This window comes from Streptobacillus canis, assembly GCF_009733925.1.
GTDB classification, from domain to species: Bacteria; Fusobacteriota; Fusobacteriia; order Fusobacteriales; family Leptotrichiaceae; genus Streptobacillus; species Streptobacillus canis.
In genome coordinates, this window is record NZ_WOEI01000022.1 from 1 (window position 1) to 17,952 (window position 17,952).

A 17,952-nucleotide genomic window follows, 5' to 3' on the forward strand; every position below is an offset into this window, starting at 1 on the left:
TTAATTTATGTAGCGCAGTTGAATCAAATAGATTAGCAAATATTTTAAGATAATTGGAAAGAACAGACAGTAAATTTATATAAATATAAAATAGACAATGGAGTTGTTGAGGTTAGTAATAATAAAATAAAGGTAATAAAAACAGTAAATTTTGAAATAAAAAAAATGAAAATCTAAAAAACTTATTCACGTAATAGATAGTTAAAAGTTTTAATAATTAATATAAATGACATAAATATTTAATTAAAAAGAAGTGTAATAAAAAAGAAAAATTTGTATAGAAAGGTGAAATATAATAAAGTTAATTTTTAACGATATTATTAAAATATTATATGAAAATAAAAAATGTGTATAATGTTCTAATTTTTATTATTTCTTTAGTTATTATTTTTAATTTATTTAATCAATTTACATATTTTAATAATAAAAATAGATTTTTAAAAACTTTAAATGATAGAGGAATAGTAGTAAAAAAAGAAGAAGTAGAATATGAAAAATATAGAGTGTTTTTAAGAAATACGGATGTATTTATTATTAGGAATCAAAAATATGGGGAAATATATGAAACTTTTGTAGATGATGAAATAAGAGAATATTATAAAAATAATAAAAAATTTGCTTTATTTCTTGAAAAGATTCTAAGAAAAAATATAGAAAAAGAATATATACACTCTAACTATAATTTAAATGAATTAGATAAAAATAAGTTTAACATTAAAGTAGTGTATATATATAAATGTTTAGATGAATTTGAATATTATACTGGGGAAATATCAAAAGATAAAAATGGATTATATAAATTTAATAACAAAGAAAATTTTTGTATAATTGACAAATTCAAAAAACTAAATAAAGAAAAAATTGAGTTAGAAAAAATAGATTTTAATTTAATAAATAAAAGTAATTTAGTTAAGGCTTTTGTAATAACTGTAATAGATGAAAAAATAAAAGAAGAGGATTTAATAAATTTGAATAATAATTTATCAAAAAGATACAAGGATGATATATTTATATTTGTTTTATAATACATATAATTGAAAATAATTATATGGGTTTTAAAAATAATGTAAATCAAATGTTTGTTCATGAGCATAAATATGCTTTTGATGAACCAAATATGAATTTTTTTTTGGAAAAAAGAATATATTATAAACATTTAATTGAGACCAATAAAACAGTACATTTTTTAGGTATTGTCAACGAAAAGTATATATAAATATATATTAAGGGGTGAAAAAATGAAAAAAATAATATTAGCTTTAATTATTTTGTTAATATTATCAACATGTAGTATTATAGTTAAAAATACTATAAGTGGATTATTCTTTTTCCCATATTATTATATTTTATTAAATCCCAAAGATTTTAAAGAAGAAAATAGAATTAAAAAAGAAGAAATATTGAATAATTATAAAGAAAATAAGAATATTATTTTACCAGAAGATTTATTTGATATTAAATATTATGATACTCTTTCAGATGAAAATAACAATAATTATAATATAATATATAGAAATGATATTACTTTAAGAACAGATATTATAAAAATAAATAATAATATTGTAAATGATGATTTTTTAATTCATAAAATAGGAGAAAAAGAATATATAATTAACAAATATTTTTTTGATAAAAATAAAGGGAATGATTTTTCTAAAATAGAAGAATATATAGAAAAAAATAAAAATGAAATATATAAGGCATTATTAGGAGATGAATGGAGAAAAGGTAGAAAAATATTTTTTGAAATAGAAATTTTATATAAAATTGATAATAAAAATTTTTATTGGGATAATAAAAAAATTAGTATAAAAGATCATGAAATATATGAAAGTCAAAAACTTGATTTAATAAATTATGTTGAAGAAAATGAGAAAAAATTTTTTGATAAAAAAACAAAATATGAAGAAATAGATTGGACTTCATATATAAACTTTATGAAGAGTTATCCAGTTTTAAGAATGTATATTGAATATGAGAATAGTTCTGGGAATATAGAAATTTTAGAAATCAATTCAAATTTTGAAAAATATGAAGAATTAGTTGAAATTTATAGAAAAATTGAAAAGTGGTATAATAAAGATACTTTTGATTTTATTATATAATAATTTTATAAATAATATAATGAATGCAAAGACTATAATTTATATATTTAATATGATATGAGTATAGTAGAAAACGGGAAATTAAAACAGTCGTTTTAAAATTAGAACTAAATTACAATAAAGAAATATTTTATTTTAGATACTGGCTATAAAAATATTGAATATACTTAAGATAAAGAAAAATAAAAATATTAGAAGAAAAATGAGAAATTTGATGAAAAAGAAACTTTATCAGAATTTATTTCACAACTGAATACTGTGTATTTACCTATAGACATAAAAGGATATGCATCAAAACAATTGGAAAGGATAGCTAAAGCTAGTTATATTATTAATGAAGAAAGGGACGAAAAATATAAGGATATATATATAATAACAGATGAATTAAAAATAAATGCCAAAATAATAGACCCCTTTCAGGATTAGAAGGAGATATATTTAAAACTCCAAAAGGAGAATACATAGTTTCGTTTAAAGGTACAAATGAACTGAGAGGAATCTTAGAAGATATTGGATTAATAGATGGAGTTAATAGACAATATGAACAGGCATATTTAAAATTGAGTGAAGAATTAAAAAAATCAGACTATAAAGGTAAAGTAGTATTAATTGTTGGACATTCTTTAGGTGGTGGTGTTGCTAGATATGTAACAAAAAGAATCCCTAATACACAAGCCATGGTTTTTGATCCTGCACCGAGTATATCTATAGAATTAGAATATGATATGAGGAAAAATAAAATGTTAAATAATGATCTGATTCCAAATATTGAGGGGAAAAATAATGTATTTGATGTTAATTTAAGAAATGGGTATTTTAATAAGAAAAAATCAAGGAATGATAATAGTGGATATAGAGATGTATCGGCAGTTATACCAAATAATGGATTATTAAACTATATATCTAAAAATAAAAAAGAAGAAAATATTGCTAAATTTATAATAGGATTAGCAGTAAATGAAGAAGTTTTAGCATATGAGAATCATACTAATGAATATCTTGCAAAAAAGGAAGAACTTGAAAAAATAAGGGTAGTTAGAGAATACAAAGAATTGTTAGGTAAGATATTAAAAAAATCTAGAAATGAAAAAGATTATAAAAGATATAATGAATTGAAAAAAAATCTAAAAGTACAGGAATATATAGAAAATGAAGGCTTTATAAAAAAGAAAATTGGAGAACACAATATAGGACCTGTGAAAGATAATATAGATAAATTTACAGATTAAAGGAAGATGATCAAATGATTGATACAATAATAGGATTTATTTTAAAATTAATAAAAAATATATTTTTAGGATTTATTGGATTGATATTACTTTTAATATTAATAAGATCATGTAATGTATGGATAGTAAATCCATATAAATTAAAAACAGAAGTAATAGAAGAATATAAAGAAAAAAATATTCTATTAAAAAGATGGGATATAGGAACAGGATTTAATAGAGGATTTATTACAACATCTTCTGCAGGGTCTACTTATTGGTTTGAAATTATAAATCCTAAACAATTTAAAAATAAACTATTTGATATAGAAGATAATAAATATGGAAGTTATCCATTGAGAGGAAGTAGCCAATACTATTTACCTAATCTTGTATATAATGGGCAAGTTAACTATGTAATAAAAGATTTAATAAATGATAAAAATAAGGGTAATGATTTTAGTGAAATTAAAAAAATAGTAGAAAGAAATAAAGAAGAAATATTAGATAAAGGGTTTTACCACAGAAAAGAAGATTATGATATGATAAAAAATAGAAAATTTCGTTTTATTGTAAGAATATTAACACCTACTGATGAAGTATATGAAGGAAAAAAAGTTTATAAAGGAGAATATGGTTATTATATTTTAAATGAAGATAAAACTATATTGACGGAAGTATTATACTTAGGACTAAAATATAAAGAACCAGAAAAATATTTTGATAAAATGACGAGATATAAAGAAATAAATTGGGAAGAATATATAAATAAAAATGGAAATTTAATATTTTTGATACCAGCAGAAAGACTTGATGAAATTAATTTTGGAGCTAAAGAATTTTATGAAGATGATGATATAGAAGATAGAAAAAGTGTAGAATATTTTTTAAATTTATTTAAAGAATTTGAAAAATACCATAATAAAGAAACATATAGATTTGCAGTTTTAAAAAGAATAATAAATGAAAAATAAAGGTGGAATAATTATGAAAAAGAGAATAATACTTCTAATAGCAATTATGATAAATATAATTAGTTTTAGTGAAGTAATGAGAGTAACTTTTATAGAAAAAAATAGTGAAATAGAAAGATTCTCAACCGAAAATGAAGAGTTTTCAGATGAATTTGATTTGATAGTTCCTGAAATAAGGACAAAAGATGATGGAAAACCTAAATTGGTAATAAGATTTTTACAAAAAGAGAAAATAAATAATTTTAATAAGATAGAGATAGTGAATGATAAAGAAGAAATTAAGTATAATTTTACAGATAACGATATTAAAATTACATTTACAGATGAAGATAAAGTAGCAAGATTTGTTGAAAAAGAAATAGCTTTAAATGATATTCAAAAATTATTTGAGATGTCTTTAGAAAAAGAAAAAATTAGAATAAAATTTATAAATGAAAAAAATGATATAATTTTAAAAGAAATAAGTGATATAGAAAAAGAAATATTAAAAATAACCCTTTTAAACTATATTTATAAACTAAATAATATAAATGGTACATTATGAAAAAACTAATAACACTAACCCTTATACCCTTTATTATGCAAGCCATAGAAATAGATAGAATAATATACAAGGGAAAAGAAGAAAGCTTAGCTGTAAGTTTAAATAGTGATTTAAAAAGTGGTAAGTCCTTAGATGTATCAAAAATAGATGAATAGGAGTAAATAAAAAAACAGGAGAAATAATATTTGTTCCTTTAAAAGTAAATAATAAAATTAAATAGAGGTGTAAGATGTTAGTTAATGAAAAAATAAGAGAAGAAAGAATTGATTTAGTAATAGATAATTTAAATTGTGCAATAAAATATTAAGAAGAAAGATTAAAAGGGATATTAAATAAAGAGTCTTTATCAATTATAGGATTTGTTGGAGATAGATATATATTATAATTCAGAAAAATTTGATAATGATTTTAATAATCAATTAATTAAAAGCAATGAATATGAAAGGATATATAAATAGAATGGAAAGAGGATGTAAATCAGTTTTTACTGGTTGTTTATCAGTGTTTATTGTAATATTTTTATTTTTTGTTGGAGCATGTGTAAGAATAAATTCAGAAGGTGCAATGAAAGATCATTTAAAAAAATGGGGAATTTTAATTAAAAGAAGGACGATAGATTTAGAGACCTTTTATATGATAGGGTCTGGTCCAAATGAAATAACCTATATGAGAATATATCCATATTCAAGAAGTAAAAGTAAATATATAAATATAAAATGGGATATACTTGTACCTGTTACTTCTTTTGGATACGGTGTTGGAGATCAAATTTTAAGTGATGGGTATAAATTTTATGTATTAAATGATTTAATATTTAATAAAGAAAAGGGAAATGACTTTAGAGGGATGGAAAAAATATTAGATGAGTATAGTGAAAAATATAGAGTATTTGCTGGTGCTTGGATAGAAAACTATGGTTATTTAAAGCAATTATATACACCAAAAGAAAAAAAAGTTTATCAATATTTTAGGGAGAATGGAGAGTTAGTATCTAAAGAGGTTTCTATGACATGGGAAGAGTTTAATGAAAAAGAAGGAGAAAATGAAAAAAAATACTATAAATTATATAGTGAATACTTTAAAGAACCTAAACAATTTGAAACAATGAATTGGGATGAATATGCGGAAACATTTGCATATTTCCCAAGATTATATATAGTTTTAAAGTGTAAAGAATGTGATTTAAGTAATAAGGAAGAAATAGAAAAAGAGGTATATGAAAGAATAAAGAAATATCATAATCCTAAGACATATAGGCTTGAGGTATATGTAGAAAAGGAAACTGGAGAATGAAAAAACTAATAACACTAACCCTTATACCCTTTATTATGCAAGCCACAGAAATAGATAGAATAATATACAATGGAAAAGAAGAAAGCTTAGCTGTAAGTTTAAATAGTGATTTAAAAAGTGGTAAGTCCTTAGATGTATCAAAAATAGATGAATTAGTATCTAACTTTAAATATGTTAAAAGTAATAATATAGATGTTAAGATAGAACCATCTAATATAGAAGATAAATCAAATATAGTAATAACTAATAAAAATTGTAATCATAATTGTTTATATAAGGGATAAAAAATAAAAAGAGAAAATTTAAAAAAATAAAATAAATAGATACTTTTAAAAATAAAAGTATCATTTTTTTTCATTTTTATGAAAAATATTAAATCTTGGTATTTGAAAAGAATCAAGGTATATTTTAGTATAAGGAGACGATTATGGTAAATGAAAGAGAAATAAGAATACTAGAAAAGCTTTTAGAAGAGAGTACATTAAATCTTGAAACTATTTGTGAGTATTTTAGAGTATCAAAAAGGACAATACAGTATAATATTAACAATATTAACTACTATTTATCAAAAAAAGGTTTTTCTAAAATTGGTATAAAAAACGGAAATATATTACTTAGTTCAAAACTGGAGTTAGAACAGTTTTTGGATAGTATTAAAGATAAAGAATATATAAACAGAGATGATAGAATAAGTTTAATTTATCTATATGCTTTATATAATAAAAAAGGATTAAATATATCAAATTTAGCAAAAAAAATAGATATTTCAAGAAATACTTTGAAACTTGATATGAATTTGTTAGATGGTGAAAAATTTCAATATATACATTCGAGAGGATATTTCTTGGATTGGCCAAATAATAAAAAAATAGAATTTCTTGATGAAGTATATAATAAAAAATCATTACAAAAGTATTTAGAAGAAGTAATAGATTATGAAACTATGAAAAATGTTGAAGATTTCTTCAGAGAACTTTCTGAAAGTATTAAGTTTAATATTAATGAAGAGATATATCAAAAGTTAATGATAACGATATATACTATGATAAAATTCCCTGAAAAAACTAAGGCAACTAATAAATTTAGTTTAGAAGAAGAAAGGAATAAGATAAAAGTAATATTTACAGAATATTTTGGAACTCATCCAAGTTTCGATAAGATATCTGAAATGTTAATAGGATTATCAATTAATCCTAATCTTGAATCTTGGCTAGATGAATCTTTCTTAATAAAGAAAATGATTAAGGTAGTAAGTGATAAGATAAGACTTGATTTAACAGAAGATAAAGTCCTATATGACTTCTTATTAAGTCACATTAAGGTATCTATTTATAGACTGAAAAAAGGAATTAAACTTAAAAATTCAATATATCAACAATTAGTTTTAGAAGATGATCCATTATTACCAATAATTAGATCAGCTATAGTAGAAATGGAAGATATATTTGATATACAATTTACAGAAATTGAAATATCACTTATAGCTTACCACTTCAAAGCATCTATAGAAAGAATGAGAACTTTCAATAGAAAGAAAGTAATATTAGTATGTGGATTAGGATATGGTACTTCAAGAATATTAGAATATAATCTTAAGGAAAAATTTGATATAGATATAGTTGACGTATTACCTGCATATATGATAGATAAAATTAATTTTAATTCTAATTCAGTAGACTATATACTTTCAACTATAGACTTAGATAATGTAGATTATGTTAAAATTAATCCATTACTAAAAGTAGAAGATTATGAAAAGTTAGATGATTTAGGAATTAAAAGAAGAAAAGATAAAGTAATTATAGATGAGTTACTAGATGAAATTGAAGATAACGTATCTAAAATGGATAGAGAAAAACTTAAGAATATATTACTTGATAAATTCTCTAATATTTTAATTGATAGTTTTAGAGGAGAAAGTGAATTAATAAAAGTATTAGATAAAAATAGTGTAATATTTATGGATAAGATAGATACTTGGGAAGATGCTATAGATGTATTAGGAAATAATCTAGTATTTAAAGGATCTGTAAGTACAGAATATATAGAAGAAATGAAGAAGATGGTTAAAAAATTAGGGCCATATATAGTAATTGATGATGGTATAGCAATACCGCATGCAAAACTTGAAAATGCAGTATATCATACAGATGCAAGCTTACTTGTATTAAAAGAACCTGTAAATTTTGGTAAAGATAGAAAGGCATCAGTTCTACTTTGTTTCTCTAGTAAAGACAATAGCTCTCATTTAGAGCTATTAGGAGACTTCTATAAGTTAATATTAAATGAAGACTTCCTAGAAGTAGTAAGTAAAATAGAAAGTTATGAAAAATTAATATCATATTTTAGTAAAAAGATATAAGTGAGGTAAACAATGTTATTCAATAAAAATAATGTAGGAATAAGAGAAAGTGTACAAAATTGGGAAGAAGCAATAAAACTTGCAGCAAGACCATTAGTCGACAGTGGAAATATTAGAGAAGAATATATAGATAAGATGATAGAATCAGTAAATAATTTAGGATTCTATATAGTATTAACTGATGATATTGCTATGCCACATGCAAGACCAGAAGATGGAGTAATAGAAACAGGAGTATCATTCTTAAAAGTAAATGAAGCTGTAGAATTTGGAGATACAAAATTACACTTAATCTTTGTATTAGCAGCTAAAGATAAGGACTCTCATATAGATACTATAGGAGCGTTACTTGAAATCTTCCAAGATGATGAGAAGATAGAAAAACTTAAAGAAGCTAAGAAATTAGAAGAATTAATAGAAATTATTGAAGGAGGTAAATAGTATGAAAATAATGGCAGTGTGCGGTTCAGGACTTGGATCAAGTTTTATGTTAGAAATGAATGTAAAAAAAGTTCTTAACAAAATTGGAGTTGAAGCTGAAGTAGAACACTCAGATTTAGCCTCTGTTACAATAAACAGTGCTGATTTATTTGTAATGGGTAGGGATATTGCTGAAAGTTCACCTATCCCAACAGATAGAGTAATAGTTTTAGATAGTATAATATCTATGCCAGAACTTGAACAAAAATTAACAGAAAGATTAAAATAATATTTTAGGAGGACAACATGCAAGCAGTATTAAATTTTATTGTTGACATTTTAAAAACACCATCAATACTAGTTGGTGTAATAGCATTAGTAGGGCTATTATTACAAAAAAAACCTGCAACTGATGTAGTTAAAGGTACAATTAAAACAATTTTAGGATTCTTAGTATTAGGAGCAGGAGCAGGATATTTAATTGATCAATTAGGACCAATGACTGCAATGTTCGAAAAAGCGTTCGCTATTCAAGGGGTTATTCCAAACAACGAAGCAATCATATCAGTTGCTTTAAAAGATTTCGGAACAACTACAGCTTTAATTATGGCTTTAGGAATGGTTGCTAACATTTGTATAGCTCGTTTCACTAAATTAAAATACATATTCTTAACTGGACACCATACTTTATACATGGCAGCTATGATAGCTATTATGTTACATATTGCAGGGTTCCAAGGTGCTTTATTAATCGTAGTAGGAGCTATCTTATTAGGATTAACAATGGCTATTTTCCCAGCTTTAGCACAACCTTTCATGAAAGGTATAACTGGAGATGATTCAGTAGCATTTGGTCACTTCTCAACTTTAGGATATATTTTATCAGGATATATAGGTAAATTAGTTGGTAAAGGTTCTAAATCTACAGAAGAAATGCAATTACCTAAAAACTTATCATTCTTAAGAGATTCATCTATTTCTATCTCTATAACTATGATGATAATTTACGTAATCTTAGCAGTATTTGCAGGTAAAGAATTCGTTACTACAGAACTTTCAGGTGGAGATAACTATATCATATATGCATTAATTAAAGGTATAGGATTTGCAGGAGGAGTTTACATCATCTTACAAGGTGTTAGATTAATCTTAAACGAAATAGTTCCAGCATTTACAGGAATTTCTGAAAAATTAGTTCCTAATGCTAAACCAGCTTTAGATTGTCCAATAGTATTCCCTTATGCACCAAATGCAGTATTAATAGGATTCATCTTCTCATTCTTAGGAGGATTAGTTGGATTATTTATCTTAGGTATGTTTAATGCAGTATTAATCTTACCAGGTGTAGTACCTCACTTCTTCTGTGGAGCAACTGCTGGAGTATTCGGTAACTCAACAGGTGGAAGACGTGGAGCTATGATAGGAGCATTCGCAAATGGATTATTATTAACATTCTTACCAGCTGCTTTATACCCATTATTAGGAAGTTTAGGATATGTAGGAACTACATTCTCAGATGCTGACTTTGCAACTTTAGGTATAATCTTAGGTAATGCTGCTAAATTATTAAATCCAACAGTAATAACTGGTATAGTACTTGCTATAGTTGCAGGATTAGTTGCTCATAATTTAGTAAGCAAAGAAAAATAAAAATAGAAAGAGATAAATATGATTACTACAGAGGAATTTGCAAAAGAAATTAGAATAAATGTTTTAAAAATGTTAAATAATTTAGGATTTGGACACTATGGTGGATCATTATCAGTCGTAGAAACATTAGCAGTTCTTTACAATGATGTAATGAAATATGATCCGAAAAACCCAAATTGGGAAGAAAGAGACTATTTTGTACTGTCTAAAGGACATGCAGGTCCAGCTCTTTATTCTGCATTAGCACTTAAAGGATTTTTCCCAGTAGAAGAATTATTAACTTTAAATGTTAATGGTACTAAATTACCATCACATCCAGATAGATTAAAAACTAATGGTGTAGATGTAACTACAGGATCTTTAGGTCAAGGTATATCTATCGCTACTGGAATTGCTAAAGCTTTAAAAATACAAAAGAAAAATAACAGAGTCTTTACAATAATTGGAGATGGAGAAGCTCAAGAAGGACAAGTTTGGGAAGCTATGCAATTTATAGCACATAATGAACTAAACAATCTTGTAGTATTTATAGATTATAACAAACAACAATTAGATGGTTACTTAGAAGATATTTGTAAACCATATTCATTTGAAGAAAAAGCTAAATCATTTGGTCTTAAAGCTGTAACAGTTAAAGGTGATGATATAGGTGCAATTAAAGGTGCAATAATGTCACAAAAAGATAAACCTTTAGTTATAGTTCTTGATTCAATTAAAGGTCAAGGAGTTAAATTTATTGAAACTCTTAAAGGAAATCACCATATTAGACCTAATGAAGAAGTTAAAAAAGAATTAGAAAAAGCAATACTTGAGTTACAAAGAGAGGTGAAATAATGACACGTGTATATAATGGAGAAGCTATGAAAGAAGCTTTAGAATTAAGAAAAGTATGTACTGATAAATTGCATGAATTCTTAGAAAAAGATAAAGATGTAGTGGTATTAGATGCTGACTTAATGGGATCTTTAGGTACAGGTTCTCTACAAAAAGAATATTCAGATAGAATAGTTAACTGTGGAATTATGGAAGCTCAAGAAATTTCTTGTGCAGCTGGGATGAGAAGAGCAGGCTTAAAACCTTTCGTTCATACATTTACAGCATTTGCAAGTAGAAGATGTCTAGATCAAATCTTTATTTCTTCACTTTATCAAGAAAACCCTATAACAATAATAGCATCAGATGCTGGTATACAAGCAGTACATAATGGTGGAACTCATATGTCATTTGAAGATATGGGACTAATAAGAGGACTTGCTGGATCTACAATAATAGAACCAACAGATTCAACAGTGCTTAAAGCAGTACTTGATGAAGTTCTAGAAAAAAATGATAAATTCTACTGGATAAGATTAACTAGAAAAAATGTATTCAAAGTATACGAAGAAGATGCAAAAATTGAAATAGGAAAAGCTAATGTAGTTAGAGAAGGAAAGGATGTAGTTATCATAGCTAATGGTATGATGGTACATAACTCAAGAATAGCTGCAAAAAAATTAGAAGAAGAAGGTATAAATGTAACTATACTTGATATGTTTACATTAAAACCTATAGATAAAAATGCAATAGTTAAATATTGTGCTAATGCAAAACTTGTAGTAACTGCTGAAAACCATAGTATAACTAATGGACTTGGTTCAGCTGTTGCAGAAGTACTTTCAGAAAATTGCCCTACTAAACTTGTAAGAGTAGGAGTTAAAGAAAGATATGGACAAGTTGGAACATTAGAATTCTTACAAGAAGAATATGAATTAACAGCCGATGATATATATAAAGCGGTTAAAAATAACATATAAGATTACTAAAAATGCTACCTTTAAGGTAGCGTTTTTTAATCTTCAAATATAGATATAATAGTAATAGATCCAATAAGTATTACTGCACCTATTAATTGTATTATTGTAAGTTCAGTTCCTAAAAATATCATACCTATTGCTATTGCAACCATAGGTTCTATAGCTCCAAGTAAAGATGTAGTTGTAGGTTGTATATATTTAGTACTTTCTAAAAATAGGTAAAATGGTATTGCATTACCTAAAACTACATTAGACATAAATGCAATAAATACATTCATATTTAATAATTCTCTAAAGTTTCCAAAATCCATAAAAGGAATAAAGACTAAAGATCCTATTATCATTCCACATCCTATAACTATAGTATTATCAATTTTCTTGAATTTAGATATGTATAAGATATAGAATGCAAATGTAAATGCAGCAATTAAACCGTAGATTAAAGCAGTAACACTTACATTTAAATTATTTAAACTTCCGTTAGTTATCATAAGAAACATTCCGTATAGTGCAACGATGACTAATAATATTTTTTTCTTGCTGGGCATTATCTTTGTTTTAATGCTAAGATATATTAGTACAATAGTTGGTGTTAAATATTGCATTAATGTTGCAAGTGCAGCATTAGAATAATTAATAGTTTGTGCAAATGAATATTGAAGTGCAGCTATACCAACAAAACCGTAAATTACTATTCTAAATAAATTTTTTTTATTAAATAAAATGGCTTTTAGACCTTTAGTTCCCTTAGTTGATAGGCCATATCCAAGTAATATTATTCCAGTTAAAAACATTCTTAATGATGTATAAGTATTTACACTTAAGTTTGAATTACTAAAAATATATTCAGCTAAATTTCCAGAAATTCCCCATAAGAATGCAGCAATAAATGCCATTAAAATTCCAATTTTTTTCATGTATATTTCTCTCCCTAATTATCTAATATATATTATCATATTAAAGTTAAAAAATAAACAAAAATTGTAAGAGTTTTTCTTTTGATTTTATTACAAAAATGATATATAATATAATTAACAAATAAAAAATTTGTATTATCAAATAATTTGATAAGAAAAGTAAGGAGGAAATGTGGAATTATTAAGAGTAGAAAATCTACATGCTGGTGTAGAAGAGAAAGAAATAATTAAAGGATTGGATTTAGTAATTAATAAAGGTGAAATACATGTGATAATGGGACCAAATGGTGCTGGTAAATCAACACTTGCCTCTATATTAATTGGTCATCCTAAATATGAAGTAACAGAAGGAAGTATCATTTTAGAAGGTGAAGAAATACAGGAAGATGCTGTTGATGAAAGAGCAAGAAAAGGACTTTTCTTATCTTTCCAATACCCAGAAGAAATACCTGGATTAACTGTAGAAGATTTCTTAAGATCAGCTAAAGAAGCAGTTAGTGGGGAAAAACAATACTTCTTAAGATTTAACAAGTTATTAAAAGAAAAAATGGCAGAATTAAAAATGGATGAAAGCTATGCAAGTAGATATTTAAATGTAGGTTTCTCAGGAGGAGAAAAGAAGAAAAATGAAATCTTACAAATGGCAATTTTAGAACCAAAACTTGCAATACTTGATGAAACAGATTCAGGTCTTGATAGAGATGCTACAAAAATTGTATTTGAAGGTGTTAAAACATTAAAATCTACAGATAGATCTATGTTAATAATTACACACTATGATAAAGTTTTAGAATATTTAGATCCAGACTTTGTTCATATCTTAATGGATGGAAGAATAGTTAAAACTGGTGGAAAAGAATTAGTAGAATTCATTGAAACTTATGGATATGAAAAATTAAGAGAAGATCTTTTAGGTGATAAATAATGGAAATTACAAAAAAGACATATATTGCAGACATAGAGCGTGGAATATATGACATCAAAGATGAAATGGTTCATAAATTTACTACAGGTAAGGGACTTGATGAAGCTGTAGTAAGAAGAATTTCTGAAAAGAAAAATGAGCCAGAATGGATGCTTGAAAAAAGATTACACGCTTTAAGAGTATTTGACTTAAAACCTATGCCAACTTGGAGTACAGATTTATCTGATTTAGACATAAATGAAATAGTACACTATTTAGAAACAGAATCAGATAATATGAATTCATCATGGGATGATGTACCAGATTATATTAAAAAAACTTTTGATAGATTAGGAATACCTGAAGCTGAGAAAAAATCACTTGCAGGAGTTGGAGCTCAATATGATTCTAACGTTGTATATCATAGTTTAAATGAAGAATTAAAGGCTCAAGGAGTTATTTATACAGATATAGAAACAGCAATGGTAGAACATGAAGAATTAATCAAAAAATATTTTATGACTTTAATTAAACCAGAAGATCATAAATTTGCAGCTTTACATGGAGCAGTTTGGTCAGGAGGATCATTTGTTTATGTTCCAAAAGGTGTAAAAGTTGAGAAACCATTACAATCTTACTTTAGATTGAATGCTGCAGAATCAGGACAATTTGAACATACATTAATAATAGTTGAAGAAGGAGCAGACCTACATTTCATAGAAGGATGTTCAGCACCTAAATATTACAAAAATGCTCTGCATGCTGGAGCAGTAGAACTATTTGTAGGTAAAAATGCTAAACTTAGATATTCAACTATAGAAAACTGGTCAAAAAATCTATATAACTTAAATACAAAAAGAGCTATAGTAGAAGATCATGGAACTATAGAATGGATATCAGGTTCATTTGGTTCTCGTGTAACTAATCTTTACCCTATGAGTATTTTAAATGGAGTTGGAGCAGCTTGTGAATTTACTGGAGTTACATTTGCAGCAGCTGGACAATTCTTAGATACAGGATGTAAGATAATACATGCTGCACCATATACTACATCTAATGTTTCTTCAAAATCAATTTCAAAAAATGGTGGAGGAGCATTCTATAGATCATTACTAAAAGTAGTACCAGGAGCTCACCATTGTAAAGCAACTGCAGAATGTGAATCATTAATGTTAGATAATAACGGTTCAGCATCTCATACTATGCCTATAATAGAAGTTAATACTGATGATATAGATATAGGACATGAAGCAAGTATAGGAAGAATTAGTGATGAAGCAATATTCTATTTAATGAGTAGAGGTCTTTCAGAAGATGAAGCAAAACTTATGATAATTAGAGGATTTGTGGAACCTATTTCAAAAGAATTACCACTTGAATATGCAGTTGAGTTAAACAAATTAATAGAATTAGAGTTAGAAGGGACTATAGGGTAGGTGATAGAGATGAAAGAGAAAAAATATTCAGCAAAAGTACAAGAAACTATAGACCTGCTAAAATCAGCTGTAGCAGAAGAATCAAAAAAAGCAAGTAAAAAAGAAGTGGATATGTCATTAAATAAACCGGTATGGAATAGAATGAAATATAGTGTAAAAGGTATAGAAGAAGTACAAGAATTTAATGGATATGTTACTAAAAACTTAGAAAATGAAAATATCGAAATAAGTGAAAATGTATTTACTAAATTAAGAGTAGCAAACTACTTTAAAAATGAAGCAGAAAAATATGCTAACTTAAAGAAAAGAATATTAATAAAAGATAAAATAGAAGAAAATATATATATTACTATGGAACTTTCAAAAGATAATCCTCATTTAGTAGATGTATATAACATAGAGCTTGAAGAAAATGCAAGTGCAAAAATATTTTTAATGTATAAAGGTATAGATGAAGAATATACTTATCATAATGGATATATTAATGTTAAAGCAAGAAAAGGTTCAAAACTTGATTTAATAACTATACAAACATTAAATACAAAATCAGAAAATTTCTTAGGTGTGGATATAGATGTTTTAGAAGGTGCAGATGTAAAACATTATTCAGTTGAATTTGGTGGAGAGGCTAATGTAACTTCAGTTTCTTCTAACTTATTAGAAAATAGAGCAAATTCATTATTATTACCAGTATATTTATCTGATGGAGAAAGAAAAACAGATTATGAATACACATTAAACTTCCATGGAAGAGAATGTGTTGCAGACATAGATGCAAGAGGAGTAACAAAAGATAAAGCAGTAAAAGTATTTAGAGGTAATTTAGTATTTGAAAGATTTTCTTCAAAATCTGCTGGATCAGAAGCTGAGTTTTCAATACTTTTAGATAAAACAGTTAATGCTCACTCTATACCAACATTATTCTGTGATGAAGATGATGTTATAGGAGCACACTCTGCAAGTATAGGTAAAATAGATCAAGATAAACTACTATACTTAATGAGTAGAGGATTTGATGCTAAAAGTGCTAAAAAACTTGTAGTAGAATCATCTTTTGGGCCTGTATTTGATGCTATAGAAGATGAAGATATAGTTAGAGAGTTAAAGGAAATCTTGGAAAGAAGATTATAATGAACGATATAAAAAAAGAGTTCCCTATATTTAAAAAAAGGGATATGGCTTATCTAGATAGTGCAGCTACAAGTCAAAAACCACAAGAGGTTATTGATGAAATATATAATTACTATTGTGAAACTAATGGAAATGCAGGAAGAGGAAGTCATGAACTTTCTATGATAAATCAAGCTATAATGGAATCTACAAGAAAAAAAGTAGCAAGCTTTGTTGGAGTTAGTAATGAAAATAATATAGTTTTTACTAAGGGAACAACAGAAGGCTTGAATACTATAGCCTTTGGTTATGCATTTGAAAATTTACATGAAGGTGATGAAATAATTTTAGGAATTTCTAATCACCATGCTAATATAGTTCCATGGCAAGAAGTAGCTAGACTAAAAAAATTAAGAATAAGATATCTTTATTTAGATGAATTTGGAAATTTAGATTTAAAACAACTTCCATATTTATTTAATCCAAGAACTAAGATAATAAGTATATCAAGTGTGGTTAATACTACGGGAGTAATTCAAAAATTTAAAGAAGTTATAGAAATTGCTCATAGATATGATGTTAAAGTGGTACTTGATTGTGCTCAATCTATTATGCATTTTAAACATGAATTTGATATGTGGGATGTAGATTTTGCAGTATTTTCAGGACATAAAGTATTTGCAGCTCAAGGAGTTGGTGTACTTTTTGGGAAAAAAGAACTATTAAATAAAACAAGACCTTTCATATTTGGTGGAGACATGGTTGAATATGTTACAGAGAGTTCAGCTACATATAAGGAAGTACCACATAAATTTGAAGGTGGAACTCAAAATGTTGCAGCAATTTCTACACTTTCAAAAGCTGTAGAGTATATGGAAAAAATAGGTTATGAAAGATTACAGAAGGCTGAAGAAAAGTTAAATATGTATGCAACTTTTGCAATAAATACATTAGATTTTATTGAAACATATTATGCAGAAAATGTTGAAAAAGTAGGAATATTAGCATTTAATGTTAAAGGAGTTCATTCACATGATACTGCCTTTATACTTGATAATTTTAATGTTGCTGTTAGATCTGGACAACATTGCACTGCACCTTTACTCTCATATATGGGTATAAATTCATGTTGTAGAATGAGTTTAGGAATATATAACGATGAGAAAGATATAGATAGATTAGTAGAAGCTTTACTTGAAGTAAAGAGAATATTTTTAGATAAATAAAAAGGAATAG

At 25.8% G+C, this 17,952-nt stretch carries 20 protein-coding genes and 1 pseudogene; 20 read left to right on the top strand and 1 reads right to left on the bottom strand.

Annotation, left to right across the window (positions count from 1 at the left end):
- Positions 1-60: 60 nt before the first annotated feature.
- From GM111_RS08605 to GM111_RS06205, 16 genes and pseudogenes are all read left to right on the top strand, one after another.
- Positions 61-177 (top strand): annotated as a pseudogene (locus tag GM111_RS08605) (hypothetical protein); the annotation flags it as partial.
- Between the two features lie 155 nt (positions 178-332).
- Positions 333-1,025, top strand: a complete 693-nt coding sequence (locus tag GM111_RS06140; RefSeq protein ID WP_156300202.1) for a hypothetical protein — start codon at positions 333-335, stop codon at positions 1,023-1,025.
- 213 nt (positions 1,026-1,238) lie between these two features.
- Positions 1,239-2,105 (top strand): hypothetical protein, encoded by an 867-nt coding sequence (locus GM111_RS06145; RefSeq protein ID WP_156300205.1) that lies wholly within the window; start codon positions 1,239-1,241, stop codon positions 2,103-2,105.
- Between the two features lie 258 nt (positions 2,106-2,363).
- Positions 2,364-2,531 (top strand): hypothetical protein, encoded by a 168-nt coding sequence (locus tag GM111_RS08265; protein WP_197034513.1) that lies wholly within the window; start codon positions 2,364-2,366, stop codon positions 2,529-2,531.
- Between the two features lie 134 nt (positions 2,532-2,665).
- A complete protein-coding gene (locus GM111_RS06150; RefSeq protein ID WP_231479777.1) occupies positions 2,666-3,334 on the top strand; it encodes a hypothetical protein in 669 nt (222 codons plus the stop codon).
- A 14-nt stretch (positions 3,335-3,348) separates the two neighbouring features.
- The gene (locus GM111_RS06155; protein ID WP_156300209.1) at positions 3,349-4,287 is read left to right on the top strand and encodes a hypothetical protein; all 939 of its coding nucleotides are present in this window, start codon (positions 3,349-3,351) and stop codon (positions 4,285-4,287) included.
- Positions 4,288-4,300: 13 nt separating this feature from the next.
- Positions 4,301-4,831: a hypothetical protein gene (locus tag GM111_RS06160; RefSeq protein WP_156300211.1), complete on the top strand. Its 531-nt coding sequence runs from the start codon at positions 4,301-4,303 to the stop codon at positions 4,829-4,831.
- Positions 4,828-4,986 carry a hypothetical protein gene (locus GM111_RS06165; RefSeq protein WP_156300212.1) on the top strand — a complete coding sequence of 53 codons (159 nt, stop codon included), beginning with the start codon at positions 4,828-4,830 and terminating at the stop codon, positions 4,984-4,986. The genes GM111_RS06160 and GM111_RS06165 overlap by 4 nt, the downstream gene beginning before the upstream one ends.
- A gap of 283 nt (positions 4,987-5,269) precedes the next feature.
- Positions 5,270-6,124 (top strand): hypothetical protein, encoded by an 855-nt coding sequence (locus GM111_RS06170; protein ID WP_156300214.1) that lies wholly within the window; start codon positions 5,270-5,272, stop codon positions 6,122-6,124.
- On the top strand, positions 6,121-6,408 hold the full coding sequence (locus GM111_RS06175; protein ID WP_156300216.1) for a hypothetical protein: 288 nt from the start codon (positions 6,121-6,123) through the stop codon (positions 6,406-6,408). Before GM111_RS06170 ends, GM111_RS06175 begins: the two co-directional genes overlap by 4 nt.
- Positions 6,409-6,551: 143 nt before the next feature.
- Positions 6,552-8,486: a BglG family transcription antiterminator gene (locus GM111_RS06180; protein WP_156300217.1), complete on the top strand. Its 1,935-nt coding sequence runs from the start codon at positions 6,552-6,554 to the stop codon at positions 8,484-8,486.
- A 12-nt stretch (positions 8,487-8,498) separates the two neighbouring features.
- Entirely contained in the window at positions 8,499-8,927 is a 429-nt protein-coding gene (locus GM111_RS06185; protein WP_156300219.1) for a PTS sugar transporter subunit IIA, read from the top strand.
- A gap of 1 nt (position 8,928) precedes the next feature.
- Complete coding sequence (locus GM111_RS06190; RefSeq protein WP_156300221.1) at positions 8,929-9,195, top strand: PTS sugar transporter subunit IIB; 267 nt, start codon at positions 8,929-8,931, stop codon at positions 9,193-9,195.
- A gap of 17 nt (positions 9,196-9,212) precedes the next feature.
- Entirely contained in the window at positions 9,213-10,556 is a 1,344-nt protein-coding gene (locus tag GM111_RS06195; RefSeq protein WP_156300223.1) for a PTS ascorbate transporter subunit IIC, read from the top strand.
- Positions 10,557-10,574: 18 nt separating this feature from the next.
- Positions 10,575-11,390 carry a transketolase gene (locus GM111_RS06200; RefSeq protein WP_156300225.1) on the top strand — a complete coding sequence of 272 codons (816 nt, stop codon included), beginning with the start codon at positions 10,575-10,577 and terminating at the stop codon, positions 11,388-11,390.
- A complete protein-coding gene (locus GM111_RS06205) occupies positions 11,390-12,349 on the top strand; it encodes a transketolase family protein (RefSeq protein WP_156300227.1) in 960 nt (319 codons plus the stop codon). Before GM111_RS06200 ends, GM111_RS06205 begins: the two co-directional genes overlap by 1 nt.
- A 35-nt stretch (positions 12,350-12,384) precedes the next feature.
- Here GM111_RS06205 and GM111_RS06210 read toward each other — a convergent pair whose 3' ends face one another.
- Positions 12,385-13,266: an EamA family transporter gene (locus tag GM111_RS06210; protein WP_156300229.1), complete on the bottom strand. Its 882-nt coding sequence runs from the start codon at positions 13,264-13,266 to the stop codon at positions 12,385-12,387.
- A gap of 172 nt (positions 13,267-13,438) precedes the next feature.
- On the opposite strand from GM111_RS06210, the gene sufC reads away from it, so the two are divergent.
- The 4 genes from sufC to GM111_RS06230 are packed head-to-tail and all read left to right on the top strand — an operon-like array spanning position 13,439 to position 17,942.
- The gene (gene sufC / locus GM111_RS06215) at positions 13,439-14,191 is read left to right on the top strand and encodes a Fe-S cluster assembly ATPase SufC (protein WP_156300231.1); all 753 of its coding nucleotides are present in this window, start codon (positions 13,439-13,441) and stop codon (positions 14,189-14,191) included.
- Positions 14,191-15,606: a Fe-S cluster assembly protein SufB gene (gene sufB / locus GM111_RS06220; protein WP_156300232.1), complete on the top strand. Its 1,416-nt coding sequence runs from the start codon at positions 14,191-14,193 to the stop codon at positions 15,604-15,606. The genes sufC and sufB overlap by 1 nt, the downstream gene beginning before the upstream one ends.
- Positions 15,607-15,615: 9 nt before the next feature.
- On the top strand, positions 15,616-16,737 hold the full coding sequence (locus GM111_RS06225; RefSeq protein ID WP_156300234.1) for a SufD family Fe-S cluster assembly protein: 1,122 nt from the start codon (positions 15,616-15,618) through the stop codon (positions 16,735-16,737).
- Positions 16,737-17,942: a SufS family cysteine desulfurase gene (locus GM111_RS06230; protein WP_156300236.1), complete on the top strand. Its 1,206-nt coding sequence runs from the start codon at positions 16,737-16,739 to the stop codon at positions 17,940-17,942. Before GM111_RS06225 ends, GM111_RS06230 begins: the two co-directional genes overlap by 1 nt.
- Positions 17,943-17,952 lie beyond the last annotated feature (10 nt).